General features: G+C 68.0%; 20 protein-coding genes and 1 riboswitch. Of the genes, 7 read left to right on the plus strand and 13 right to left on the minus strand.

Going from position 1 to position 23,042, the window contains the following annotated elements:
• Positions 1-11: 11 nt before the first annotated feature.
• On the plus strand, positions 12-1,220 hold the full coding sequence (locus tag AC3WLE_RS13200; protein ID WP_010809170.1) for a urate hydroxylase PuuD: 1,209 nt from the start codon (positions 12-14) through the stop codon (positions 1,218-1,220).
• A 161-nt stretch (positions 1,221-1,381) separates the two neighbouring features.
• On the opposite strand, the gene AC3WLE_RS13205 is transcribed toward AC3WLE_RS13200, so the two are convergent.
• The 7 genes from AC3WLE_RS13205 to xdhA all read right to left on the minus strand — a co-directional run bounded on the left by AC3WLE_RS13205 (position 1,382) and on the right by xdhA (position 11,195).
• On the minus strand, positions 1,382-1,957 hold the full coding sequence (locus AC3WLE_RS13205) for a TMEM165/GDT1 family protein (protein WP_492320946.1): 576 nt from the start codon (positions 1,955-1,957) through the stop codon (positions 1,382-1,384).
• Positions 1,958-2,021: 64 nt separating this feature from the next.
• Positions 2,022-2,227, minus strand: a riboswitch (yybP-ykoY riboswitch).
• A gap of 49 nt (positions 2,228-2,276) precedes the next feature.
• Positions 2,277-3,452 carry a fatty acid desaturase gene (locus tag AC3WLE_RS13210; protein ID WP_492320945.1) on the minus strand — a complete coding sequence of 392 codons (1,176 nt, stop codon included), beginning with the start codon at positions 3,450-3,452 and terminating at the stop codon, positions 2,277-2,279.
• A gap of 185 nt (positions 3,453-3,637) precedes the next feature.
• Positions 3,638-4,960, minus strand: a complete 1,323-nt coding sequence (gene guaD / locus AC3WLE_RS13215; RefSeq protein ID WP_492357428.1) for a guanine deaminase — start codon at positions 4,958-4,960, stop codon at positions 3,638-3,640.
• 76 nt (positions 4,961-5,036) lie between these two features.
• The gene (locus AC3WLE_RS13220) at positions 5,037-6,092 is read right to left on the minus strand and encodes an adenosine deaminase (protein WP_035819904.1); all 1,056 of its coding nucleotides are present in this window, start codon (positions 6,090-6,092) and stop codon (positions 5,037-5,039) included.
• Between the two features lie 55 nt (positions 6,093-6,147).
• On the minus strand, positions 6,148-7,137 hold the full coding sequence (gene xdhC, locus AC3WLE_RS13225) for a xanthine dehydrogenase accessory protein XdhC (RefSeq protein ID WP_492320972.1): 990 nt from the start codon (positions 7,135-7,137) through the stop codon (positions 6,148-6,150).
• A 181-nt stretch (positions 7,138-7,318) separates the two neighbouring features.
• The gene (gene xdhB, locus AC3WLE_RS13230; protein ID WP_492357429.1) at positions 7,319-9,667 is read right to left on the minus strand and encodes a xanthine dehydrogenase molybdopterin binding subunit; all 2,349 of its coding nucleotides are present in this window, start codon (positions 9,665-9,667) and stop codon (positions 7,319-7,321) included.
• Between the two features lie 25 nt (positions 9,668-9,692).
• Positions 9,693-11,195, minus strand: coding sequence for a xanthine dehydrogenase small subunit (gene xdhA, locus AC3WLE_RS13235; protein ID WP_492320942.1), 1,503 nt, complete (start codon positions 11,193-11,195; stop codon positions 9,693-9,695).
• A 233-nt stretch (positions 11,196-11,428) separates the two neighbouring features.
• Between xdhA and AC3WLE_RS13240 the strand changes: the two genes are divergently transcribed.
• Positions 11,429-12,376 carry a LysR substrate-binding domain-containing protein gene (locus tag AC3WLE_RS13240; RefSeq protein ID WP_010809162.1) on the plus strand — a complete coding sequence of 316 codons (948 nt, stop codon included), beginning with the start codon at positions 11,429-11,431 and terminating at the stop codon, positions 12,374-12,376.
• Positions 12,377-12,402: 26 nt separating this feature from the next.
• On the opposite strand, the gene AC3WLE_RS13245 is transcribed toward AC3WLE_RS13240, so the two are convergent.
• Positions 12,403-13,236: an ABC transporter substrate-binding protein gene (locus AC3WLE_RS13245; protein ID WP_492353086.1), complete on the minus strand. Its 834-nt coding sequence runs from the start codon at positions 13,234-13,236 to the stop codon at positions 12,403-12,405.
• A 144-nt stretch (positions 13,237-13,380) separates the two neighbouring features.
• Here AC3WLE_RS13245 and AC3WLE_RS13250 point away from each other — a divergent pair, with 144 nt between their 5' ends.
• The 5 genes from AC3WLE_RS13250 to AC3WLE_RS13270 all read left to right on the plus strand — a co-directional run bounded on the left by AC3WLE_RS13250 (position 13,381) and on the right by AC3WLE_RS13270 (position 18,967).
• Positions 13,381-14,478 (plus strand): substrate-binding domain-containing protein, encoded by a 1,098-nt coding sequence (locus AC3WLE_RS13250; RefSeq protein WP_492353087.1) that lies wholly within the window; start codon positions 13,381-13,383, stop codon positions 14,476-14,478.
• A gap of 121 nt (positions 14,479-14,599) precedes the next feature.
• Complete coding sequence (locus AC3WLE_RS13255) at positions 14,600-15,202, plus strand: DUF4126 domain-containing protein (protein ID WP_492353088.1); 603 nt, start codon at positions 14,600-14,602, stop codon at positions 15,200-15,202.
• Between the two features lie 75 nt (positions 15,203-15,277).
• Positions 15,278-17,884: an ABC transporter permease gene (locus AC3WLE_RS13260; RefSeq protein ID WP_492353089.1), complete on the plus strand. Its 2,607-nt coding sequence runs from the start codon at positions 15,278-15,280 to the stop codon at positions 17,882-17,884.
• 26 nt (positions 17,885-17,910) lie between these two features.
• Positions 17,911-18,327: a group II truncated hemoglobin gene (locus AC3WLE_RS13265; protein ID WP_492357430.1), complete on the plus strand. Its 417-nt coding sequence runs from the start codon at positions 17,911-17,913 to the stop codon at positions 18,325-18,327.
• Positions 18,328-18,370: 43 nt separating this feature from the next.
• Positions 18,371-18,967: a DUF924 family protein gene (locus tag AC3WLE_RS13270; RefSeq protein WP_492320937.1), complete on the plus strand. Its 597-nt coding sequence runs from the start codon at positions 18,371-18,373 to the stop codon at positions 18,965-18,967.
• A 24-nt stretch (positions 18,968-18,991) separates the two neighbouring features.
• On the opposite strand, the gene AC3WLE_RS13275 is transcribed toward AC3WLE_RS13270, so the two are convergent.
• The 5 genes from AC3WLE_RS13275 to AC3WLE_RS13295 all read right to left on the minus strand — a co-directional run bounded on the left by AC3WLE_RS13275 (position 18,992) and on the right by AC3WLE_RS13295 (position 22,934).
• Positions 18,992-19,576 (minus strand): LOG family protein, encoded by a 585-nt coding sequence (locus AC3WLE_RS13275; RefSeq protein WP_492320936.1) that lies wholly within the window; start codon positions 19,574-19,576, stop codon positions 18,992-18,994.
• The gene (locus AC3WLE_RS13280) at positions 19,573-20,274 is read right to left on the minus strand and encodes a TetR/AcrR family transcriptional regulator (protein WP_492320935.1); all 702 of its coding nucleotides are present in this window, start codon (positions 20,272-20,274) and stop codon (positions 19,573-19,575) included. Before AC3WLE_RS13280 ends, AC3WLE_RS13275 begins: the two co-directional genes overlap by 4 nt.
• A gap of 102 nt (positions 20,275-20,376) precedes the next feature.
• Positions 20,377-20,862, minus strand: a complete 486-nt coding sequence (locus AC3WLE_RS13285; protein ID WP_492320934.1) for a diacylglycerol kinase — start codon at positions 20,860-20,862, stop codon at positions 20,377-20,379.
• Entirely contained in the window at positions 20,789-21,898 is a 1,110-nt protein-coding gene (locus AC3WLE_RS13290) for a glycosyltransferase family 4 protein (RefSeq protein ID WP_492357431.1), read from the minus strand. Before AC3WLE_RS13290 ends, AC3WLE_RS13285 begins: the two co-directional genes overlap by 74 nt.
• Positions 21,899-21,959: 61 nt before the next feature.
• Positions 21,960-22,934, minus strand: a complete 975-nt coding sequence (locus AC3WLE_RS13295; protein ID WP_492320932.1) for a UDP-2,3-diacylglucosamine diphosphatase — start codon at positions 22,932-22,934, stop codon at positions 21,960-21,962.
• Positions 22,935-23,042 lie beyond the last annotated feature (108 nt).

Genomic DNA, 23,042 nt, shown 5'->3' on the forward strand with positions numbered 1-23,042 from the left:
GGAGACAAGACATGGAAGGCTACATTCTCGACTGGGCCAATCTGCTGCTGCGCTGGGTGCACGTCATCACGGCGATCGCGTGGATCGGCTCCTCGTTCTATTTCGTCTGGCTCGACAACAGCCTGACCCGTCCCACCGATCCTGACCTGCAGGAGAAGGGTGTCGGCGGCGAGCTGTGGGCAGTGCACGGCGGCGGTTTCTACAACCCGCAGAAATACCTGACCGCACCCAAGACGCTGCCTGAGAACCTGCACTGGTTCTACTGGGAGTCGTATTCCACCTGGATGACCGGCTTCGGCCTGCTGGTGGTGCTGTACCTGTTCAACGCCAGCACGTTCCTGATCGACAAGAACGTCTACGACATGTCGCCCGGCGCGGCGGTCGGCCTGGCGCTGTCCTACCTGGCCGCGGGCTGGGTGGTCTATGACGTGATCTGCCGCGTGTTCGGCAAGAGCGACAAGACCGTGGGCGTGCTGGTGGCGATCTACGTGGCCGTGGCTGCCTACGTGGCGTGCCACCTGTTCTCGGGCCGTGCGGCGTTCCTGCTGACCGGTGCGATGATCGCCACCATCATGAGCGCCAACGTGCTGGTGTGGATCATCCCGGGCCAGCGCAAGGTGGTTGCCGCGCTGCGCGCGGGCCAGCCGGTCGATCCGGTCCATGGCAAGAACGCCAAGCAGCGCAGCGTGCACAACACGTACTTCACGCTGCCGGTGCTGTTCGCGATGCTGTCGAACCACTACAGCATGACCTACAGCTACAAGTACAACTGGGCCGCGCTGATCCTGATCATGCTCGCCGGTGTGCTGATCCGCCAGTTCTTCATCCTCAAGCACAAGGGCAAGATCAACGTGGCCTGGCCCGCAGCCGGCGTTGCCGTGCTGGCCGTGGTCGCCGTGCTGATCGCGCCGCAACCGCGCCCGGCCGTGGCCAAGGCAGAAGGTGGTGAAGCCGCCACCGCCGTCAGCTTTGCCAAGGTGCAGGAAGTGATGAACGCACGCTGCGTGCAGTGCCACGCCGAGCAGCCGAAGATGATGCCGACCGCAGCCAAGGGCATCAAGCTCGATACCGCGGAAGACATCAAGGCCCACGCGCAGCTGATCTACCAGCAGGCCGTGCAGCAGAAGGCGATGCCGCTGGGCAACGTGACGCAGATCACCGACGACGAACGCGCCCTGCTGGGCCAGTGGTTCGAAGGCGGTGCCAAGACCACCAACTGAGGGTGGCTTGATCTGAAAAGCATCAGGGCCGGCGCGTGCCGCCGGCCCGCGAAATCCGAGCATCGGTGATCGACGGTCCGGAGGGTTGTGCAGTTGGCAACCATCAGTACCGGACCGGCGAGGGTTTGAACGGGGCCTTGTGCCCCGTTTTTTTCGGCGACTTATCCGCCGATATTCAGCAACGCCAGCACCCCCAGCACCAGGAAGATCCCCGCCGCGATCTTGTGCACCAGTCCGATCGGCATCTTGTTGGCAAACTTGTCGCCAAGCAGGACCGCCGGCGCATTGGCGACCATCATGCCGAAGGTGGTGCCGGCCACCACGGCAATCACCGCATCGCTGAAGCGCGCGGCCAGCGCCACGGTGGCGATCTGGGTCTTGTCGCCCATCTCGGCAAAGAAGAAGGCCACGATGGTGGTGCCGAGGATGCCAAGGGCGCCCTTGACCGGCCTGGCCTGTTCGGCGTCGTCGAGCTTGTCGGGGATCAGCATCCATGCCGCCATCGCGATAAAGCCCAGGCCCAGGATCCAGCGCAGCAGGCTTTCGCCCAGCACATGCGTGATCCAGCCGCCGAGCGCACCGGCAAAGCCGTGGTTGAACAGCGTGGCGATCAGGATGCCAACGATGATGGGAACGGGCTTGCGGTAGCGCGCGGCCAGCACCAGCGACAGCAATTGCGTCTTGTCGCCCATTTCAGCGAGGGCGACGATGCCTGTGGAGACGAGGAAGGCTTCCATATTGGTGTTGTGGGGTAACCGGGCCGCAATGCATCGCGAGATGCCAATGACGCACACCTTTCCCGGCCCGGCCAGAAAGGTATGGTCATCGGTCTCGCCAGGCTGGACGCTGCAGGGTCCGTATCAGTACGGCCGGGCGGGTCCGGAGCTGCGCACGCCATAACCGCAAGCGGTCAAGTCTGTTGACGTACGCCCCTGTCCCCCGGAGTCCGCATTGCGCGGCGCGGTGAGAGCAGGGCGGCTACTCCCCAATGGAAGCGGCAATTATAGCGGCGGCGGGGGCAGGCGTCCACCTGCCCCCGCCACAAGGCCTGACCCCTCAGACGGGTACAGGCGCGTTGTCGCTGGTCTGGCGGCCGCGGAAATCGGTCCAGCACAGGGCCTTGAAGTCATAGAGCTTGCAGCGGCGCGCGGTATCGAAATACCAGCGCCAGGAGAAGTTCTCGATGATGATGCGGCCCGGCAGCGCGTGCTCCAGCAGTGCCTGGGCGCGCTTGAGGCGGTACAGCGGCACGCTCATGTCGACGTGGTGCGCGGTGTGTTCCATGATGTGGTGCAGCGCCGCGCCGATGCCGTGGCGGAAGCGCAGGTGCACGGTGGTCGAGACAAAGGGCTGTGCCTTGGCCCACATGGCCTTGGTGTCATACCAGGCGACGCTGGTGTGGGTGTGGTGCACATACAGCACGAAGCCGACGGTGACGTTCCAGACCAGGAATGGCAGCACAAAGCCCGCGCCGATCAGCAACCACACCGACTGCTCCGTGGCCAGCGCCAGGCCCGCCAGCGCGCCGATCCAGGCCAGCCCGAAGGCGGCTACCAGCACACAGTCGCCGGTGAAGATCGGGCGGCGCGTAGCCATCTGGCGCTTGCTGGGGAAGAACATCTTGCACCACCAGATTTCCACCAGGTAGTACAGGCCCGGGCCGAAGCCGGTGCGGTAGATGCGCTCCATCACGCGGCGCCAGCGCGGCAGCGCGTTGAATTCTTCCAGTGAGTAGGGCGCCCAGACGAAGTCGAAGCCCTTCAGGTTGGTATAGCCATGGTGCACCACGTTGTGGCCGACTTCCCACAGGCTGTACGGCGTCAGCGAGGGCAGGAAGGTGAGCCGTCCCAGCCACTTGTTCAGGCCGCGGCGCGGGGTCAGGCTCTGGTGGCAGGCATCGTGGCCGATGATAAACAGGCGCGCGATGATCAGCCCGGCCAGCACGCCCAGCGCCAGCTTGGCGGCCCAGTGCTGCGCCAGCACCACGCCGGCCAACACGGCGCCGAACAGCAAGTAGTCGAAGGCGAACAACAGCAGTGCGCGCGGCGTGCTGCGCTGGCCCAGCGGGATCAACCAGCCGCGGATGATCTTGCGCGAGGGCAGCGGGGCGTCCGGCGCGATCGGCTCCGGCAGCGGGGCGTGGTTGGGCGCGCCCTTGCGCGCGGCATGGGGCACGCCATGCGGGCCACTGGCGCGCTCAGGGGCGTGAGCGGCGGATTGGGAAGCGGTCATGCGGAACCTTCTGATTGCGGTCGGATGGGTATGGGGCGCACGGCACGCAGACGGCCGCGGCGGAACCGCAAGGTTAGAAGGCTTTGTCGAAGGCGGCCTTGACGGTCGTCAAGCCGGAGGCGGGGGCGAAGCGGTAAACGCGCGCCCGCCGCATGGCGGCGGGCGGCTGCTGGCCAGGTGACGGATCAGGCGGCCGGCACGTGGGCGGCCTCGCCCATCACATAGACGCTGTCGATGACGCGGTCGTCGCCCAGCATGGCAAAGGCGAACAGCTCTTCTTCCAGCGTTTCCGAGCGGTTGCTGCGGCGCGCGATCAGCGGCGTGGCCTTGGGGTCCAGCACGATGAAGTCGGCCTCGCAGCCAACGCTGAAGTTGCCGACGCGGTCGGTCCAGCCCAGCGCCTCGGCCGCGGCGCGGGTGGCCAGGTAGAACATGCGCAGCGCGGTCAGGTAGTAGCCGCCCATGCGCGCCACCTTGTGCGCCGCGTTCATGGTGCGGAACATCGAGAACGAGGTGCCGCCGCCGACGTCGGTGGCCAGCGTCACGTTCAGGCGGTTGGCGTCGGACTGGTGGAAGTCATAGAAGCCGCTGCCCAGGAACAGGTTGGAGGTGGGGCAATGCGCCACTGCGGCGCCGCTGTCGGCCAGGCGCCGGCGGTCGTCCTGGTCCAGGTAGATGGCGTGGCCATACATCGCGCCCGGGCGCAGCAGGCCGTAGCGGTCGTACACGTCCAGGTAGCTGCGCGCGTCCGGGAACAGCTCGGCCACCCATTTGACCTCGTCGCGGTTCTCGGCCACGTGGGTCTGGATAAAGGCGTCCGGATAGGCGCGCGCCAGCTCGCCGCAGGCGGCCAGCTGCGCCTCGGTCGAGGTCGGGGCAAAGCGCGGAGTGATGGCGTAGGCCAGGCGCCCCTTGTTATGCCAGCGCGAGAGCAGGTCGGCGGAGTCCCGGGCGCCGGTCTCGGCCGTATCGCGCAGGAATTCCGGGCAGTTGCGGTCCATCATCACCTTGCCCGTGACCATGCGCAGGTTGCGCGCCTCGCTTTCGGCAAAGAGAGCCTCGGCCGAGGCCTTGTGCACCGTGCTCCAGACCACCGCGCTGGTGGTGCCGTTGCGCAGCAGTTCCTCGGTGAAGAAGCCGGCCACGCCGCGCGCGTAGTCGGGGTCGGCAAAGCGGCGCTCTTCGGGGAAGGTGTAGGTGTCGAGCCAGTGCAGCAGGCCCGGCGACGGCGACGCGATCATGTCGGTCTGCGGGTAGTGCACGTGGGTGTCGATAAAGCCGGGCACGATCAGCTTGCCGCGGTGGTCGACGATCTCGGCATCAGCCGGAATGCGCGCAGCCAGCTGCGTATGGTCGCCGGCGGCGGCGATGCGCCCGTTGGTGACGATCAGCACCCCGTCGTCCCAATACTGATACGCATCCTCATGGAATTGCGGATCGCGCAGGAAATGCAGCACGCGGCCGCGAATGGCACGGGTGAGGGAGTCAGTCTTGGGGTTGGTCGTCATGGTTTGTCTCTTGTGGCCGGCCCGCGCGGAACGGCATGGTTCAAGCAGCGGGCCGGGCTATTGGCATGCGCCGCGCTCAGGCCGCTGGGGCCGTTGCGGGCGGGGACTTGGGCGGGCTCGACCAGAAGTGGTCGACTTCCGCCAGGAATTCGGCCTTCTGCATGGCAGGCAGGAAGGCCGCTTCAAAGCTGTTGCGGGCAAGCTTGTGGGCATCGGCCGCGTCCAGCGGCAGCGCCTCGAAGGTGGCTTCCCAGTTGGCGTTCATATAGCCGCCGAAGTAGGCCGGATCGTCCGAATGCAGCGTGATCACCACGCCGGCATCGAGCATGCGCTTGAGCGGGTGGTCGCGCAGGTCCGGGTAGACCTTGAGCTTGACGTTGGACAGCGGGCACACGGTCAGCGCCACGCGCTCGCGCGCCAGGCGTTCCACCAGTGCCGGATCGTCGATGGCGCGCACGCCGTGGTCGATACGCTGCGCCTTGAGGATGTCGAGGGCGTCGGTGACGTATTGCGCCGGACCTTCCTCGCCCGCGTGGGCCACCAGGTGCAGGCCCAGCTCGCGCGCCCTGGCGAACACGCGCGCGAACTTCTCGGGCGGGTTGCCTTGCTCGGACGAATCCAGGCCCACGCCGACAAAGCGGTCGCGGTAGGGCAGCGCCGCTTCCAGCGTGGCGAAGGCGTCTTCCTCCGGCAGATGGCGCAGGAAGCACAGGATCAGGCTGCTGGAGAAGTCATATTCGGTGCGCGCCTGGGCCAGGGCATCGGCGATGCCGTCGATCACCACGCCGATCGGCACGCCGCGCGCGGTATGGGTCTGCGGATCGAAAAAGATCTCGGCGTGGCGGACGTTGTCGGCGACGGCGCGCTTGACGTAGTCCATGGTCATGTCGAAGAAATCTTCCTCGGTCAGCAACACGCTGGCGCCGGCGTAGTAGATGTCCAGGAACGACTGCAGGTCGGTGAAGGCGTAGGCGGCGCGCAGCGCCTCGACGCTGGGATAGGGCAGCGCCACCTGGTTGCGCTGCGCCAGCCGGAAGATCAGTTCCGGCTCAAGCGTGCCTTCGATATGCACATGCAGTTCGGCCTTGGGAGTGCGGCGGATCTGTTCCGCGAGCGCGGCATCGATGGTCATGGGGGCCTCGTTTCTGGGCATTTCTGTGCCTGCCGGCGGGGCCGGCGGCACGGGTTCAGGGATGCACCGCCTCCGGGCGGCCCAGACGCAGCGCGGCAAGGCGCTGTTCGCGGACCTGGAGCAGCTGGGCGACGATGGCTACCGCAATCATAGCCGGAGCCTTGTCGGTAATCCCGGGAACCCCCATGGGGCATGTCATTTCCGCAAACCGGGCCGGGTCGATGCCGTGCTCGGCCATGCGGTGTTCAAAGCGCGCGCGCTTGGTCTTGGAGCCGATCAGCCCGAAGTAGGCGAAATCGGTGCGCTTGAGGATTTCCTCGCACAGGGTCTGGTCCAGCGCATGGCTGTGCGTCATGACCAGGAAGTAGCTGCCCGCGGGCGCCTGGGCCACTACCGCTTCGGGCGTGTCGCTGGCCTCGGCCTCGACATTGTCGGGCAGCCCGCCGGGGAACAGCGTGTCGCGCTCGTCGACCCAGTGCACGCGGCACGGCAGCGTGGCCAGCACCTTGACCAGTGCATGGCCGACATGGCCCGCGCCAAACAGCACCACGTGCATGGTGTCGGGCACCAGCGTATCGGTCCAGCTGCCGTCGGCGTGCAGCGTTACGCCGGGGATCACGGCATGGCTGTCGCCATGGGTGATCGCGCCGCTGGCCGGCACCTGCCGCTGCACTGCCTTGCCGGCGGTGAAATTGCGTTCGACCGCGTCAAGCCAGTGCAGGTCGCTTTTGCCCAGTACCTCGAACGCCAGCTGCACCACGCCGCCGCAGCACTGGCCCAGCGCCGGCCCGAGCGGAATGCGCTCGATCCGGCGTTGTTCACCGCGCACCAGCATCTCGCGTGCGATATCCATGCCGCGCCACTCCAGGTGGCCGCCACCGATGGTGCCGACCAGGTCGTCGGCGCTGACCAGCATGCGGATGCCGGCCTCGCGCGGGGCCGAGCCCTTGACTTCGACGATGGTGACCATCGCCACCGGCACGCCGGCGTGCACCATGCGGGCGGCGTCGGCGAAGCGGAAGGGTTTGAGCGGTGCGTCCTGCATGTCGGGGGCCTTGTCGGTGTTGCCTGGTTGCTGCTTGATGCTGTGGTGCTGCCTGCGCTGTGTCATCGCAAGAGTGGCGCGCGCCTGCTTCTGCCACCGGCCCCTTGCCCGTCAACGCGGCCAAGGGGGGAAAGTCCGGGGGCGCCCGCAGGCGCGCGCTTCCTGCGATCGTTCCGCCAGCTCAGGCTGGCTGCTCCGCGGCTGCGCGCACGGCGTCGACGGCGTCCAAAATCGCTTCGCTGGTGGCCGGGGCCTTCAGCGGCGGGTTGATGCGGTAGTCGCCAACGGCAGCCACGGCGTCGCGGATCGCGAAGAACACCGAGAACGGCAGCAGCAGCGGCGGCTCGCCCACGGCCTTGGAGCGGTGGATGCTGTCCTCGACGTTGCGGTTCTGGAACAGGCGCACGTTGAATGCCTCCGGGCAGTCGTTGACCGTGGGGATCTTGTACGTGGACGGGGCGTGCGTCATCAGCTTGCCGTCCTTGTTCCACCACAGTTCCTCGGTGGTCAGCCAGCCCATGCCCTGGATAAAGGCGCCTTCGACCTGGCCGATGTCGATCGCCGGGTTCAGCGAGCGGCCGGCGTCGTGCAGCGCGTCGGCGCGCAGCAGCTTCCATTCGCCGGTGAGCGTGTCGACCAGCACCTCGGAGCACGCGGCACCGTAGGCGAAGTAGTAGAACGGGCGGCCCTGCAGCCTGCTCTGGTCCCAGTGCAGCTTGGGCGTGGTGTAGAAGCCGTCGGACCACAGCTGCACGCGCGCCACGTAGGCTTCGCGCGCCAGCTCGCCGAACGACACGCGCAGTTCGCCGGCGCTGACCAGGTCATCGTTGAAGCGCACCTCGGACGGCTCCACGCCGGCCTTGCGCGCGGCAAACACGGCCAGGCGCTCGCGGATCTGGCGGGCGGCATCCTGCGCGGCCTTGCCGTTCAGGTCGGCGCCGGTGGAAGCGGCAGTGGCCGAGGTATTGGCCACCTTGCTGGTATCGGTCGCGGTCACGCGCACGCGTTCCATGCGGATGCCCAGTTCATGCGCCACCACCATCGCCACCTTGGTGTTCAGGCCCTGGCCCATTTCGGTGCCGCCGTGGTTCACCAGCACTGAACCGTCGTTGTAGACGTGCACCAGCGCGCCGGCCTGGTTGAAGTGGGCCACGTTGAACGAGATGCCGAACTTCACCGGGGTGATGGCGATGCCCTTCTTCAGCACCGGGCTGGTGGCGTTGAACGCGCGCGTGGCCTCGCGGCGGGCGCGGTATTCGCTGCTGGCCACCAGTTCGTCGATCAGCTCGTGGATGACGTTGTCTTCCACGGTCTGGCCGTAAGGCGTGACGTTGTTCTCGGTCTTGCCATAGAAGTTGGCGCGGCGCACGTCCAGCGAATCCTTGCCGACCGTGCGGGCGACATTGTCCAGGATGTATTCGACCGCGAACGCGCCCTGCGGGCCGCCGAAGCCGCGGAAGGCGGTATTGCTCTGCGTGTTGGTCTTGCCGCAGTAGCCGTCGATCTGCACGTTCGGCAGCCAGTAGGCATTGTCGAAGTGGCAGATGGCGCGGGTCATCACCGGGCCCGACAGGTCGGCCGAGAAGCCGGCGCGCGACACCATCTCGACCTTGACGCCCTCGATGTGGCCTTCGTCGTCGTGGCCCACGGTGTAGTCGAACACGAAGTCATGGCGCTTGCCGGTGATCATCATGTCGTCGTCGCGGTCCGGGCGCAGCTTGACCGGGCACATCAGCTTCCAGGCAGCCAGCGCGGCGCAGCAGGCGAACAGCGCCGACTGCGATTCCTTGCCGCCGAAGCCGCCGCCCATGCGGCGGCATTCGACCAGCACCTGGTGCGCCTGCCAGCCGAGCATATGGCACACCGCGTGCTGCATCTCGGTCGGGTGCTGGGTCGAGCACCACACTTGCATGCCGTCGTTCTCGCGCGGCGCGGCGTACGAGATCTGGCCTTCCAGGTAGAACTGCTCCTGGCCGCCCAGGTGGATCCTGCCGCTGTCCTGGTGGGCCGCGCCGGCAATGCGCGCGGCGGGCTCGCCGCGCGTCAGGTGCATCGGCGGCAGCACATAGCTGCCGGCCTCGTGCGCGGCTTGCGGCGACAGCACCGGGGGCAGGTCTTCGTAGTCGATCGTGCCCAGGCGGGCGGCGCGGCGCGCGGCGTCATGCGAGGTCGCCACCACGATAAAGACCGGCTGGCCGACGAACTGGACCACGTCGCGCGCCAGGATCGGGTCGTCGTGGATGATCGGGCCGCAGTCGTTGGTGCCGGGGATGTCGTCCACCGTCAGCACGTCGACCACGCCGGGCGCGGCGCGCACCTTGTCGAGCGAGACCGACTTGATGCGGGCGTGCGCGCGGGTGCTCATGCCGAGCGCGGCGTGCAGCGTGCCGGCCAGCTCGGGGATGTCGTCCGTGTAGGTGGCGGTGCCGGCCACGTGCAGGTGGGCGGATTCATGCGGACGCGAGATGCCGACCTGCGAGACCTGTTCGGCGGTGGCGTCGAGCAGGAAGGGTTCGGTTTGCTTGTTCATGCCGATGCTTTCCTTTTTCTCTGGCTCAGGCCGTGGCGGTTTCAGTGGCGCCGGCGCCGATGGCGCGGACGTTGACGGCTGCCGCGGGCAGCGCTTCGGCGCGGGTCTCCAGCCAGAAGCGGTACAGCAGGTTGGCGGCACCGCGGCTGCGGTACGACGCGGTCGCGCGCATGTCGGACAGCGGCGTGTAGTCCTGCGCCAGCGCGGCCATGCCGGCGCGGGCGGTGGCTTCATTCCACGGCTGGCCGGTCAGGGCCGCTTCGGTGGCGGCGGCGCGCTTGGGCGTGGCGGCCATGCCGCCGAAGGCGATGCGGGCCTGCGTGACGATGCCGTCCTGCACGGTGATGCCGAATGCGGCACACACGGCGGAAATATCCTCATCAAAGCGTTTGGACAGCTTGTAGGTGCGGAAGTGCTGCGGGCCGGCCACCGGCACGCGCAGCGCGGCGACGAATTCGCCCGGCTGCATCGCGGTCTTCTGGTAGGCCAGGTACAGGTCTTCCAGCGGCAGCGTGCGGCGCGTCTCGCCATGCTGCAGCACCACTTCCGTGCCCAGCGCGATCAGCGCCGGCATCGAGTCGCCGATCGGCGAACCGTTGGCGATATTGCCGCCCAGCGTGCCGGCATTGCGGATCGGCAGCGAGGCAAAGCGCTTCCACATCTCTTCCAGCTCGGGGTGTGCGGCGTTGAGTGCGGCGTAGGCCTTTTCCAGCGTCACGGCGGCGCCGATCTCGACCATGCCGTCGCGTTCCTCAATGTGGCTCAGGTCTTCCACCTGGCCCACGTAGAGCAGGTTGCCCAGCTCGCGGAACTGCTTGGTGACCCACAGGCCCACGTCGGTGCTGCCGGCCAGGATGCGGATATCGGGCTGTGCCGCCTTGATCGCGCCGAACTCGGCCGCGCTGCGCGGGGCAAAGAACTCCTGGCCCTGGGCGCGGTAGCGGAAGGTCTCGCCGCGCTTGAGGTTGCGCAGGGTGTCGGCGATCTGCTTCGGGTTGAGCTTGTCCGCCGTCGGGGCGGGCAGGGCCATCATGCGCTCGCCGGCGTCGATGATCGGGCGGTAGCCGGTGCAGCGGCACAGGTTGCCGGTCAGCGCGTCGCAGATGGTCTGGCGCGAGGGCGCTTCGCCGCCCGGGGTGTGCTGCTGGTACAGCGCCCACAGCGACATCACGAAGCCGGGAGTGCAGAAGCCGCACTGCGAGCCGTGGCACTCGACCATGGCTTCCTGCACCGGGTGCAGGTTGCCGTCGGCCTGACGCAGGTCCTCGACCGTGATCAGGGCCTTGCCGTCGAGCGTGGGCAGGAACTGGATGCAGGCGTTGACCGCCTTGAATTCGACATCGCCGCCGTCTTGCAGCTCGCCGACCACGACGGTGCAGGCGCCGCAGTCGCCTTCGGCGCAGCCTTCCTTGGTGCCGGTGCAGCGCGCGTCTTCACGCAGGTACTGCAGCACGGTGCGGGTGATGGGGGCGTCGGATACTTCCTTGACCTGGCCGCGGTGGAAAAAGCGGATGGTTTGCGTCTCCATGGTCTTCTCTCTCTTGGTGATGGCGGAAACATAGCACCCTGGCCTTTCATGCAATATTCGGCCCAGGTGATATGCCCCATCAGCGGGCGGCCCGATTGGTGCCCCGCCGCACCGCAAGGCGCCCCCCCCTGGAGGAGGTGATTTGACCGTTTGCGGGGCGCCTGTCATACACTATGCGCCGTTCCCATCCCCCACGCCACCCATCTGGCCCCCGCCGGAGGGCCGCCATCGCCATGCACGGACGCGACCATCTCGATACATATTTGCTGCGGGTGCTTCACACCCTGCTGACCGAGCAGAGCGTGACCCGCACGGCCGTGCGCCTGGGCCAGTCCCAGCCCGCCATCAGCAATACCCTGAAGCGCCTGCGGGAGATCACCGGCGATGCCATTTTGGTGCGGGGCAAAAACGGCATGGTGCCGACCGAGCGCGGCCGCGAACTGCTGGCGCTGGCCGAGCAGAGCCTGGCGGCGATGGACCGCATCGCGCGCCCGCCGCAGCAGTTCGACCCGGCTACCACCACGCGCACCTTCCACCTGGGCGCGCCGGACTACCTGGACGCCTTCTTCCTGCCCAATATCGTCGAACGCGTGCGCCGGCTGGCGCCGGGCGCCAAGCTGTTCGTGCATCCGATGACGTCGTCGTCGGACTTCCTGGACGACCTGGAGCAGGGGCAGCTCGATATCGTGGTCGGCAACTGGCTGTCGCCGCCGGAGCACCTGCATATCTCGCCGCTGTTCGACGACGAGGTGGTGTGCATGCTGGGCGCCCAGCATCCGCTGGCGCGCAAGGGGCTGACGCTCAAGCACTACCTGGAGATGCCGCACCTGGCCCCGGCGCCGTATGCGTCGATGCAGCGCAGCATGATCGACCAGGCGCTGGCCGAGCAGGGCTACAAGCGCAACATCCAGGTCACGCTGCCGTATTTCGGCCTGGTGCCGTATGTGCTGATGAAGACGGATATGGTCTTTACCACCGGCCGCCAGTTTGCCGCGCACTACGCGCAGTACCTGCCGATCCGCATGGTGCCCTCGCCGGTGTCGTTCCCGCGCATGCGCTTCTACCAGCTGTGGCACGAGCGCTGCCACGCGGCGCCGGATGTGATGTGGATCCGGCGCATGATCGCCGAGGTGGCGGCGGACCTGCCGCAGTTGCCGCGGCTGGAGGCAGAGGCCGGCTGAGCGGGCCGGGGCAGCAGGCGAGGAGCTTACTTTGCCTTGTAGCTCGGGAAGAACAGCTGCTCGCCTTCCACCTGGTACCCGGCAATCGCGTCCTGTCCTTCCTTTGACGTGATCCACTCCACCAGCTTGATCGCATCCGTGTGGTTGATACCCGCATGCCTGGCGGGGTTGACCGCGATGATGCCGTACGGGTTGAACATCTTCGGATCGCCTTCGATGGCGATGGCCAGGCCGGTCTTGGCGCGATAGGCGCCGTAGGTGGCGCGGTCCGACAGCGTATAGGCCGGCATCTGCGCGGCCATCGTCAGCACCTCGCCCATGCCCAGGCCGGCGTTGACGTACCACGGCTGGCCCTTGGGCTCGATGCCGAGCTGCTTCCAGTAGTCCTTCTCCATCACGTCGGTGCCGGAGTTGTCGCCGCGCGAGATGAACTTGCTGCCGCTGCCGGCGAGCTTGCGGAACCCCGCCAGCACGTCCTTGCCGCCCTTGACGCCTGCCGGGTCGCTGGCCGGGCCGACCACGATGAAGTCGTTGTACATCACGTCGCGGCGGTTCACGCCGTAGCCGGCCGCGACAAAGGCGTCTTCCATCTTGCGCGCATGCACCAGCAGCACGTCGACGTCGCCCATCTCGCCCATCTTCATGGCCTTGCCCGAGCCGACCGCGATCACCTTGACGGTGACGCCTGCCTTTTGCTCGAAGCGCGGCAGCAGGTATTTCAGCAGGCCCGAGTTCTCGGTGCTGGTGGTGGTGGCCAGCTTCAGTTCCCCGCCATGGGCCGCCGACAGCAGGCCTGCGCAGGCAATCGCAACGAGATGGCGCGCTGGGCGGCGCAGGCGTTGGGCAAGGCGAGGCGACATGCGGTGGCTCCTTGGTATTATGTTTTTTCAGACATAATTGCTTTTGCCTTTCGATCTCATGGAGAATGCGGCAAAAGAACATAAGAATGGGGTATTCATTGTGGTCCAGCCGAGATCGACAAGTAAATATGCTGCGGATGACATATGACCTTCCGCTTTGACCTGTTCCCCGTGATCGCGCCCGACGACAATCCGCGCGCCAACGGCAAGGTCTTCCAACTGCTCAAGGCCGTGCGCGAGACCGGCTCGCTGCACCGCGCCGCGCGCGAGATCGGCTTGTCGTACCGCCATGCCTGGGGCGTGATGCGGGCCTGGGAGGAAATGCTCGGGCGCAGCGTGCTCGATATGGAGCGCGGCCGCGGTGCCTCGCTGACCCGCTTTGGCGAACGCCTGCTGCGCGCCGAGCTGCGCCTGCGCGAATCGGTCGACCCGGTGGTGCAGAAGGCCATGGCCGACTTCGTTGCCGAGCTGGACGATGCCCAGCAGCCGCAGTCGCAGGTGCATTTCACCGGCAGCCATGACCCGGCGGTGGAGGTGCTGGCCGCCGCGCTGGGCGAGGCAGGAACCTCGCTGCAGCTCGACACGGTGTTCTGCGGCAGCGTGGAGGGGCTGATCTGCCTGCAGGAGCGGCAGTCGGAACTGGCCGGCTTCTATGTCTCGCCGGTGCAGACCGCGGGCTCGGTCGCGCATGTGACGCTGCGCAAGTGGCTGCGGCCGGCCGCGGTGCGGCTGCTGCGGCTGGCCTGGCGCGAGCAGGGCCTGATCCTGGCGCCGGAGGTGGCGCGCGAGGTGCATGACCTGCGCGACCTGGCGCGCACCCAGGCACGCTTCGTCAACCGGCAGCGCAGTTCGGGCACGCGCATGCTGTTCGACCAGCTGCTGGCCGCGCAGGGCCTGTACCCCGACCAGATCGCCGGCTACGACGAGACCGAGTTCAGCAACGAGAAGGTGGCCGAGGCCGTGCACGGCGGCCGCGCGCAGGTGGGCTTCGGGCTGCGCATGAATGCCGAGGCCCACGGGCTCGCCTTTGTGCCGCTGACGCGCGAGGCCTACTACCTGGCGCTGCGCAAGAACGACCAGACCGCCGGCTGGATGGCAGCGCTGCTGGCCCTGCTGGCTGATCCGGCCTTTGCCCGGCGCATCGAGGCGCTGCCCGGCTACACCATGGCCGAGCCGGCCGGTATCCTGACGCCGCAGGAGGCGTTGCCGTGGTTCGGGCCGGGCGGCAAGGAAGACAACTGAGGGCCAGCCAGGCGGCATGACGCCGACGGGCGCGCGGCTGCGCGGCCCGGTCCGTATTACACTCCCTGCCAGGCGCACCGCGGTTTGCATCGGCTTGCGCCAGACCCTTGCAAGGAGCGCCATGCTGGAAACCGCCGCGCTGGCCGCGGGCATGTCCTGGGCCAGCGGCTTTCGCCTCTACCTTGCGGTGCTGGCCGCCGGCGTGCTGGCGCGCCTGGGATGGCTGGACCTGCCGCCCGGGCTGCAGCCGCTGGAATCCTGGTGGGTCATCGGCGTGGCCGCCGTGCTGGCCGTGGCCGAATTCGTCGCCGACAAGGTGCCCGCGTTCGATACCGTCTGGGACGGCATCCATACCTTTATCCGGATCCCCGCCGGCGCGATCCTGGCCGCCGCCGCCTTCGGCCAGCTGGATCCGCAGTGGATAGTGGCGGCAGGGCTGATCGGCGGCACGCTGGCCGGCACCGCGCATGCGGTCAAGGCGGGCACGCGCGCGCTGATCAATGTGTCGCCGGAACCGTTCTCCAATTGGACGGCCTCATTCACTGAAGACCTGACCGCGACCGGCAGCCTGCTGCTGGCGTTTTTCCTGCCGGTGGTGTTCCTGGTCTTGCTGGTGGTCTTCCTGCTGGTGTCGGTGTGGCTGCTGCCGAAATTGTGGCGCGGCGTGCGCCGGCTGCATGCGAGCCTGCGCGGCAGGTCTGAGCGGCCTGGCACACCTCGCTAGCTTCCCGGCCATTTCCGCTTTTTTTTCGACTGACCCGAGGCGCGCCGCCGCCAGAAACCAAGAACCAACCAACCGATGCCTCCCGAGTCCGCCATCGAAGCCCCGGCCACGGCCGCCAACCCCGCCGGCACGCGTCCCGCGCATGGCGGCCGCTTCTCCGCCTGGCACCAGGCGCTGCGCATGGCCCGGCGCGACTGGCTGGCCGGCGAGCTCTACCTGCTGCTGTTTGCGCTGGTGCTTGCCGTGGCTGCGCTGACCAGCGTGGGCTTCATGGCCGACCGCATGCGGCTGGGGCTGGAGCGCGACGCACGCCAGATGATCGCGTCCGACGTACTGCTGGTGGCTGACCAGCCTTTCGATGCCGCCTTCGCGCAGCGTGCGCAAGCGGCGGGGCTGGCCGTGGCCCAGACCGTCACCTTCCCGAGCATGGCTACTGCCAACGGCAAGGCGCCGGCCGGCGGCGACGCGCCCAGCCAGCTGGCCGCGCTCAAGGCGGTGACCGACGGCTATCCGCTGCGGGGCAAGCTCAAGGTAGCCAGTGCGGCGGGGGCGCCGGATGCGCCCGCCGAAGGCATTCCGGCGCCGGGCACGGTATGGGTCGACGAGGCGCTGCTGGGCGCCCTGGGGGTTGCCGTGGGCGACACCCTGCAACTGGGCAGCCGCAGCTTCCGCATCGAACGCATCATCACGCAGGAGCTTGATCGCGGCACCGGCTTCATGAACTTCGCGCCGCGCGTGCTGATGCCGCTGTCGGACCTGGACAGCACCGGGCTGATCGGCTGGGGCAGCCGCGTGACCTACCGGCTGCTGGTGGCCGGCCCCGACGCCGCGGGCGCTGCCTTCCAGAAATGGGCGCAGGACGAGATCGGACGCCGCAAGCTGCGCAATACGCGGGTCGAGTCGCTGGAGTCGGGCCAGCCGCAGATGCGTGCCACGCTGGACCGCGCCGAGCGCTTCCTGTCGCTGGTGGCGGTGCTGTCGTCGATGATCGCCGCGGTGGCCATCGCCATGTCGGCGCGCCGCTATATGCAGCGCCACACCGATGCCTGCGCGGTCTACAAGTGCCTGGGGCTGTCGCGCGGGCAGATCCTGCGCGCCTTCGGCCTGGAGTTCCTGCTGGTTGGGGCCGCGGGCGCGCTCGCCGGGGTGCTGCTCGGGTACCTGGCGCACTATGGCCTGCTGCTGTCGCTGGGCGGGCTGCTGCGGGTGTCGCTGCCGCAGCCGTCGCTGCTGCCGGCACTGGTGGGCGTGCTGGCCGGGCTGGTGCTGCTGGCCGGGTTCGCGCTGCCGCCGCTGCTGGCGCTGACACGGGTGGCGCCGCTGCGGGTGCTGCGCCGCGATATCGGGCTGCCGCCGGTGTCGGCCTGGGTGGCCTATGCGCTGGGCCTGGGCGCCTTTGTCGCGCTGCTGCTGGTGGCGGCGCGCGACCTGCGGCTGGGGCTGACCACGGCGGGCGGCTTTGTCGCCGCGGGCGTGGTCTTCGCGGTGCTGGCGCTGGCGCTGCTGACGCTGCTGTCGCGCCTGCTGCGGGGGCGCCTGCGCGGGCGCGCGGCGATGGGCTGGCGCTTTGCGCTGGCGGTGCTGGAACGCCGCCGCGCGGTCACGGTGCTGCAGACCGTGGCGCTGGCGGTGGGGCTGATGGCGCTGCTGCTGCTCGGCATGACCCGCAACGACCTGGTCGATTCCTGGCGCCAGGCCACGCCGGCCGACGCGCCCAACCGCTTCATCATCAATATCCAGCCGGACCAGCGCGAGCCGCTGCGCCAGATGCTGGCCGGCGCCGGCATCAACGACCTGCTCTACCCGATGGTGCGCGGGCGCCTGACCCATATCGGCGAGCGCGCCATCCGCGGCGACAGCTTCGAGGACGGGCGCGCGCGCAACCTGGTCGAGCGCGAATTCAACCTGTCCTATACCGATGCGCTGCCCGAAGGCAACCGCGTGATTGCCGGGCGCTGGTCCAACGGCCCGGACGCCGGCGCCTCGGTGGAAGAGGGCATCGCCAAGACGCTGGGCATCCGGCTGGGCGACACGCTGCGCTTTGACGTGGCCGGCCAGGCGGTGCAGGCCCGCGTGACCTCGCTGCGCAAGCTGGACTGGGGCTCGATGCGCGTCAATTTCTTCGTGATCCTGCCGCCGCAGGCGATGCAGGGGCTGCCCGAGACCTACATCACGTCGTTCCACCTGCCGCCCGCCAGCACGGCGCTGGGCAACCGGCTGATCGCGGCCTTCCCCAACATCACCGTGGTCAATACCGACCTGATCCTGCGCCAGATCCAGGACATCCTGGACCAGGTGATCGCGGCGGTGGAGTTCCTCTTTGTATTTACGCTGGCCGCGGGCGTCACCGTGCTGTACGCGGCGCTGTCCGGCGCGCGCGACGAGCGCATGCGCGACGCCGGCCTGCTCAAGGCGCTGGGCGCCTCGGCCGCGCTGGTGCGCCAGACCCAGTACGCCGAGTTCCTGGTGGTGGGCGGCCTGGCCGGATTCCTGGCCAGCCTTGGCGCGATCGCGGTGGGCTGGGGCCTGTCGCAGTTCGTCTTCGATTTCCCGTACCGCTTCAATGCCTGGATCGTGCCGGTGGGCGTGGTTTCTGGCATGCTGTGCGCTTTTGCCGGCGGCTGGCTGGGCCTGCGCGAAGTGCTGCGCCAGCCCGCGCTGGCGACCTTGCGTGATGCCTGAGGCAGCCTGCGCAGACTGAGTGTGTGATGAGTACTGAATCCAACGACAAGCCCGGCACGGCCGAGGTGACCGCATTTGAACTGGTGGGCGGCGAAGCGCGCGTGCGCGAGCTGGTCGACCGCTTCTACGACCTGATGGACCTGGAGACCCAGTTCGCCGGACTGCGTGCGCTGCACCCGCCCTCGCTGGAGGGCTCGCGCGACAAGCTGTTCTGGTTCCTGTGCGGCTGGCTGGGCGGCCCCAACCACTTTATCGAGCGCTTCGGCCATCCGCGCCTGCGCGCGCGCCATATGCCGTTCCAGATCGGCGTGAGCGAGCGCGACCAGTGGATGCGCTGCATGGCGCTGGCAATGCAGGACATCGGCCTGTCCGAAGACCTGCAGTTGCGCCTGATGCAGGCCTTCTTCCAGACCGCCGACTGGATGCGCAACGTGGCGCGCTGAGGCGCCGCTGCTCCCTTCTTTCAACCGAAAGGTTTCCCAGCCCATGACAGACCAACTGCCTGAAGACGCCCTGCGTCTGCTCGATTTCTGGTTCGGCCAGCCCGGGTCGGCCGCCTGGAATACCGAGCGCCCGCAATGGTTCACCAAGTCGGACGCCTTCGATGCGCAGATCCGCACCAACTTCCTGTCCGACTGGCAGGTCGCCTGCGACGGGGCACCGGACGACTGGTCGGTCACGCCAGAGGGCGCCTGCGCGCGCGTGGTGCTGCTGGACCAGTTCCCGCGCAACATGTTCCGCAACGATCCGCGCAGCTTCGGCAGCGATGCGCTGGCGCTGGCACTGGCCAGGCGCATCGTCGCCACCGGCATGGACCGCAAGCTGCCGACGGACTACCACCGCATGTTCTGCTACATGCCGTTCGAGCATTCCGAGGCGCTGGAGGACCAGGACGAGGCGGTGCGCCTGATGACGCAGCTGCGCGAGGCCAGCGGCGGGGTGGTGGATGTGGTGGAGTGGGCCGGGAAGCACCGCGCGATCATCGCGCGCTTCGGCCGCTTCCCGCACCGCAATGCGGTGTTGGGCAGGCAGAGCACCGAGCAGGAACTGGCGTTCCTGCGGCAGCCGGGCTCGTCGTTCTGAACCAGGCCGGCAGCAGGGGCGCGCTCAGGTCTTGTCGCGCGCCTGTTGCCACTTGTCGACGCGCACGCGCGGCGCGGCCGCCAGCTGGCCCAGCAGGCCGGCGGGCGTGTCTGCCACATGCAGCAGGTCGGCATGCACCTGCTTCATGAAGCCTTCCTGCACCGCGTGCGCAAGGAAACCCAGCAGGCCGTCGTAGAACCCGCCGACATTCAGCAGGCCCACCGGCTTGTCGTGGTAGCCCAGCTGCAGCCAGGTGAAGGTCTCGAACAGTTCTTCGAAGGTACCCACGCCGCCCGGCATGGCGATAAAGGCGTCGGCACGATCCGCCATCATCTGCTTGCGCTCGTGCATGTTGCGCACCACGTGCAGCTCGGTCAGGCCGCGGTGGCCGACTTCCTTCTGCATCAGCGCGTCGGGGATGATGCCGATGGCGTTGCCGCCATGTTCCATCACGGCGTCGGCGACGATGCCCATCAGGCCCACCTTGCCGCCGCCGTACACCAGCGCCAGGCCGCTTTCGGCCAGGGTGCGGCCGAGCAGGCGCGCGCCTTCGGCGTATTCAGGACGGTTGCCGGGGCTGGAGCCGCAATACACGCAGACCGATTTCACTTTGCTTCCTTTGCCGCGTCGGCTGCGGCCTTGGCTGCCGCGTAGTCGCGCGCCAGCTGGTCGAATGCGTCCCGGGCCCGGCCGCGCAGGTAGGGCGCCAGGATCGAGAAGATGTGGTAGCTCGATCCGTGCAGGTAGCCGCGGATCTGCTCGGGGTCATTGTACTGGCGCGGATGCTGCACGAACTGGAACGACAGCCAGTAGGTGGCGATCACCACCATGTTGGTGCAGATGGCCTCGACCTGCTCGGGCGTGGCTTCCATTTCGCCGTCGTCGATGAACTGGCGGCAGATCTCGTGCGCAAAGCGCTTCTTCTGCTCGACGATGCGCTTGAAGTTGGTCTCCAGCATCCGGTTGCGCGCCAGCAGGTCGTTGATGTCGCGGTACAGGAAGCGGTAGTTCCACAGGAACTCGGACATGTACTGCAGGTAGCCCCAGCTTTCGTTCAGCGTGGCCTTGTGGTCGTCCGGCATCTTCAGGCGCCGCTCCATCTCCTGCTCGAAGCGCACGAAGATGGAGTTGATGATGTCGTCCTTGTTGCGGAAGTGGTAGTAGAGATTGCCGGGGCTGATCTCCATGGCTTCCGCAATCGTCGTGGTGGTGACGTTGGGTTCGCCGACTTCGTTGAACAGGCGCAGCGAGACGTCGAGGATGCGGTCCCTGGTGCGGCGGGGGCCGGTTTGCGGTTTCGGTTCCATGGGCGTCCGGGCGATCGGTGCGATCGGTAAATCGGGGGGCAGGCTAGCGATTATAAGCAATCGGCCCGGCCACCCCATCCGGCATCCCCGGCGAGTGACGGATCAGCCCGCCAGCGCCCGCACCCAGCGCACCACGTGCGGCCCGGCGATGGCGACCCAGGTGCCGCCGCACAGCACCAGCGCCAGCATTACCGCGGCGCTGCCGAAATCCTTGGCGCGCTTGGACAGGCTGTGCCGCTCCAGCGAAATGCGGTCGATCGCCGCCTCGACGCTGGAATTGAGCAACTCGACGATCAGCACCACCAGCAGCGTGCCCAGCAGCAGGATGCGCTCGACCACGTCCACCGGCAGCAGGAATGCCCACGGCGCCAGGATCACCACCAGCGTCAGCTCCTGGCGGAACGCGCTTTCCTCGAGCACCGCATAGCGCAGCCCCGACAGCGAATTGATGGCCGCATGCCAGGCGCGCGTCAGGCCGCGGTTGCCCTTGTGGGGGTTCTGCTCGATCGAATAGTCAGCGCTCTGGATTGCCTGCGGCGGCCTCTGCAGAGGCGGGTCGGACGGCAGTTCCGGATGGGGTTTGGACATGGTTTTGCGGGGCGGGTTGGTCGCGGCCTGGCTTGCCGGCAGCGAACGGCCGAAGATGGGCCAGGAACTGCTCGGAGGCGGCGCGCCACGAGAACCGCTCGGCGTGGGCACGGGCCGTGGCGCGGTCGATGCGCAGCGCTTCCAGGCAGGCTTCGCGCAGGTCTTCGTGCATCGCGCCGGCGGGGCTGTCGCCCAGCACATCGATCGGGCCGGTGACCGGATAGGCGGCCACGGGCAGCCCGCTGGCCAGCGCTTCCAGCAGCACCAGCCCGAAGGTGTCGGTGCGGCTCGGGAACACGAACACATCAGCCGAAGCATACACCCGGGCCAGCTCGGGCTGGCTCAGCACGCCCAGGTAGTTGGCGCCCGGATAGCGCGCGCGCAGCGCCGGCAGCGCCGGGCCGTCGCCGACCACCCACTTGGAGCCGGGCAGGTCCAGCGCCAGGAAGGCCTCGACGTTCTTTTCCACCGCCACGCGGCCCACGTACAGGAAGATCGGGTGGGCGGTGTTGAGCACGTTGGGGCGCTGCAGCGTGAACACGTCCAGGTCCACGCCGCGCGTCCACAGCACGGCGTTGGTGATGCCATAGTGCCGCAGGTCGTCAAGCACCACCGGGGTGGGCGCCATCACCGCCTGGGCCGGGCCGTGGAACCAGCGCAGGAAGCGGTACGTCCACGCCAGCGGGATGCCGAAGCGTGCCTGCACGTATTCCGGAAAGCGCGTGTGATAGGCCGTGGTGAAGGGCAGCCGGCGGCGGAGCGCGTGGCGCCGCGCGGCCAGGCCCAGCGGCCCTTCGGTGGCGATATGCAGGGCATCCGGAGCGAAGGCCTCGATGCGGCGCTGCACGCGCGCCGCCGGGAACAGCGACAGGCGGATCTCGGGGTAGGTCGGGCACGGCACGGTGCGGAATTCCAGCGGCGTGATCATGTCGACCGTGTGGCCCATGGCCTCGAGTTCGCGGCGCGTGGACTTGAGCGTGCGCACCACGCCGTTGACCTGCGGTTCCCAGGCATCGGTGACGATCAGGATCTTCATGCAGCCTCCTCGGGCGCGGTGGAAGGGCAATGCGGTTGGGGCAAACGGTGGCAGGCCGGGATCAGCCCGCCACGGCGGCGCGGCGACGGCGGCGCGTGGCCGGGGCCGGCGCGTCCAGCAGCGTGGTCCAGTAGACGATCTTCAGCTCGCCTTCCATGGTCTCGACCAGTGCCGACAGGCTTTCGACCCAGTCGCCGTCGTTGCAGTAGAGCTGGCCGTTGACCTCGCGGATCTCGGCCTTGTGGATATGGCCGCAGACCACGCCGTCGCAGCCGCGGCGGCGCGCTTCATCGACCATCGCGCTCTCGAACGCGCCGATGTAGTTGACCGCGTTCTTGACCTGGTGCTTGAGGAACTGCGACAGCGACCAGTAGGGGAAGCCCAGGCGCGCGCGCAGCCGGTTGAAGTGGCGGTTCAGCGCCAGGATCACCGTGTACAGCGAATCGCCGAGGTAGGCCAGCCAGCGCGCGTGCTGCACCACGCCGTCGAACAGGTCGCCGTGCACCACCCACAGCCGGCGCCCGGTGGCGGTGACGTGCACGGCTTCTTCGCGCACGGTGATGTCGCCAAAGGCCATCCCGTCGAACTGGCGCGCGGCCTCGTCGTGGTTGCCGGGAACGTAGATCACTTCAGTGCCCTTGCGCGCCTTGCGCAGCAGCTTCTGCACCACGTCGTTGTGGCTTTGCGGCCAGTACCAGCCGCGGCGCAGCTGCCAGCCGTCGATGATGTCGCCGACCAGGTAGAGCTGGTCGGACTCGTTGTGCTTGAGGAAGTCCAGCAGGTAGTTGGCCTGGCAGCCGGGCGTGCCCAGGTGGATGTCCGACAGCCAGATGGCGCGGTAGCGCTGGATCGGGTGCGGCTCGGGCGGGTAGGTCTGCTGCTGTTCGCGCTGGGGCGCCAGCGCGGCATCCAGGGCCGGCGCCATGAAGGCGGTCAGCGGCGCGGCGCTGTCGCTGTCAGGGCTGCGGCGCAGCCATTGCGTCAGTTGCGCGGTCTTCGACAAATACCCGCGGGCAGATCGGATTGCTTGCACCATGGCTGTCCCGGTTGCGGCGATGGCTGCATTCAGCCAGCCCGCGATGACGGTGCCGTGACGGAAACATGACTGACATATGAATCGTGGCGGAAGTGGAACAGTCCTGGC

Source organism: Cupriavidus sp. FW306-1B-F12B (assembly GCF_058781795.1).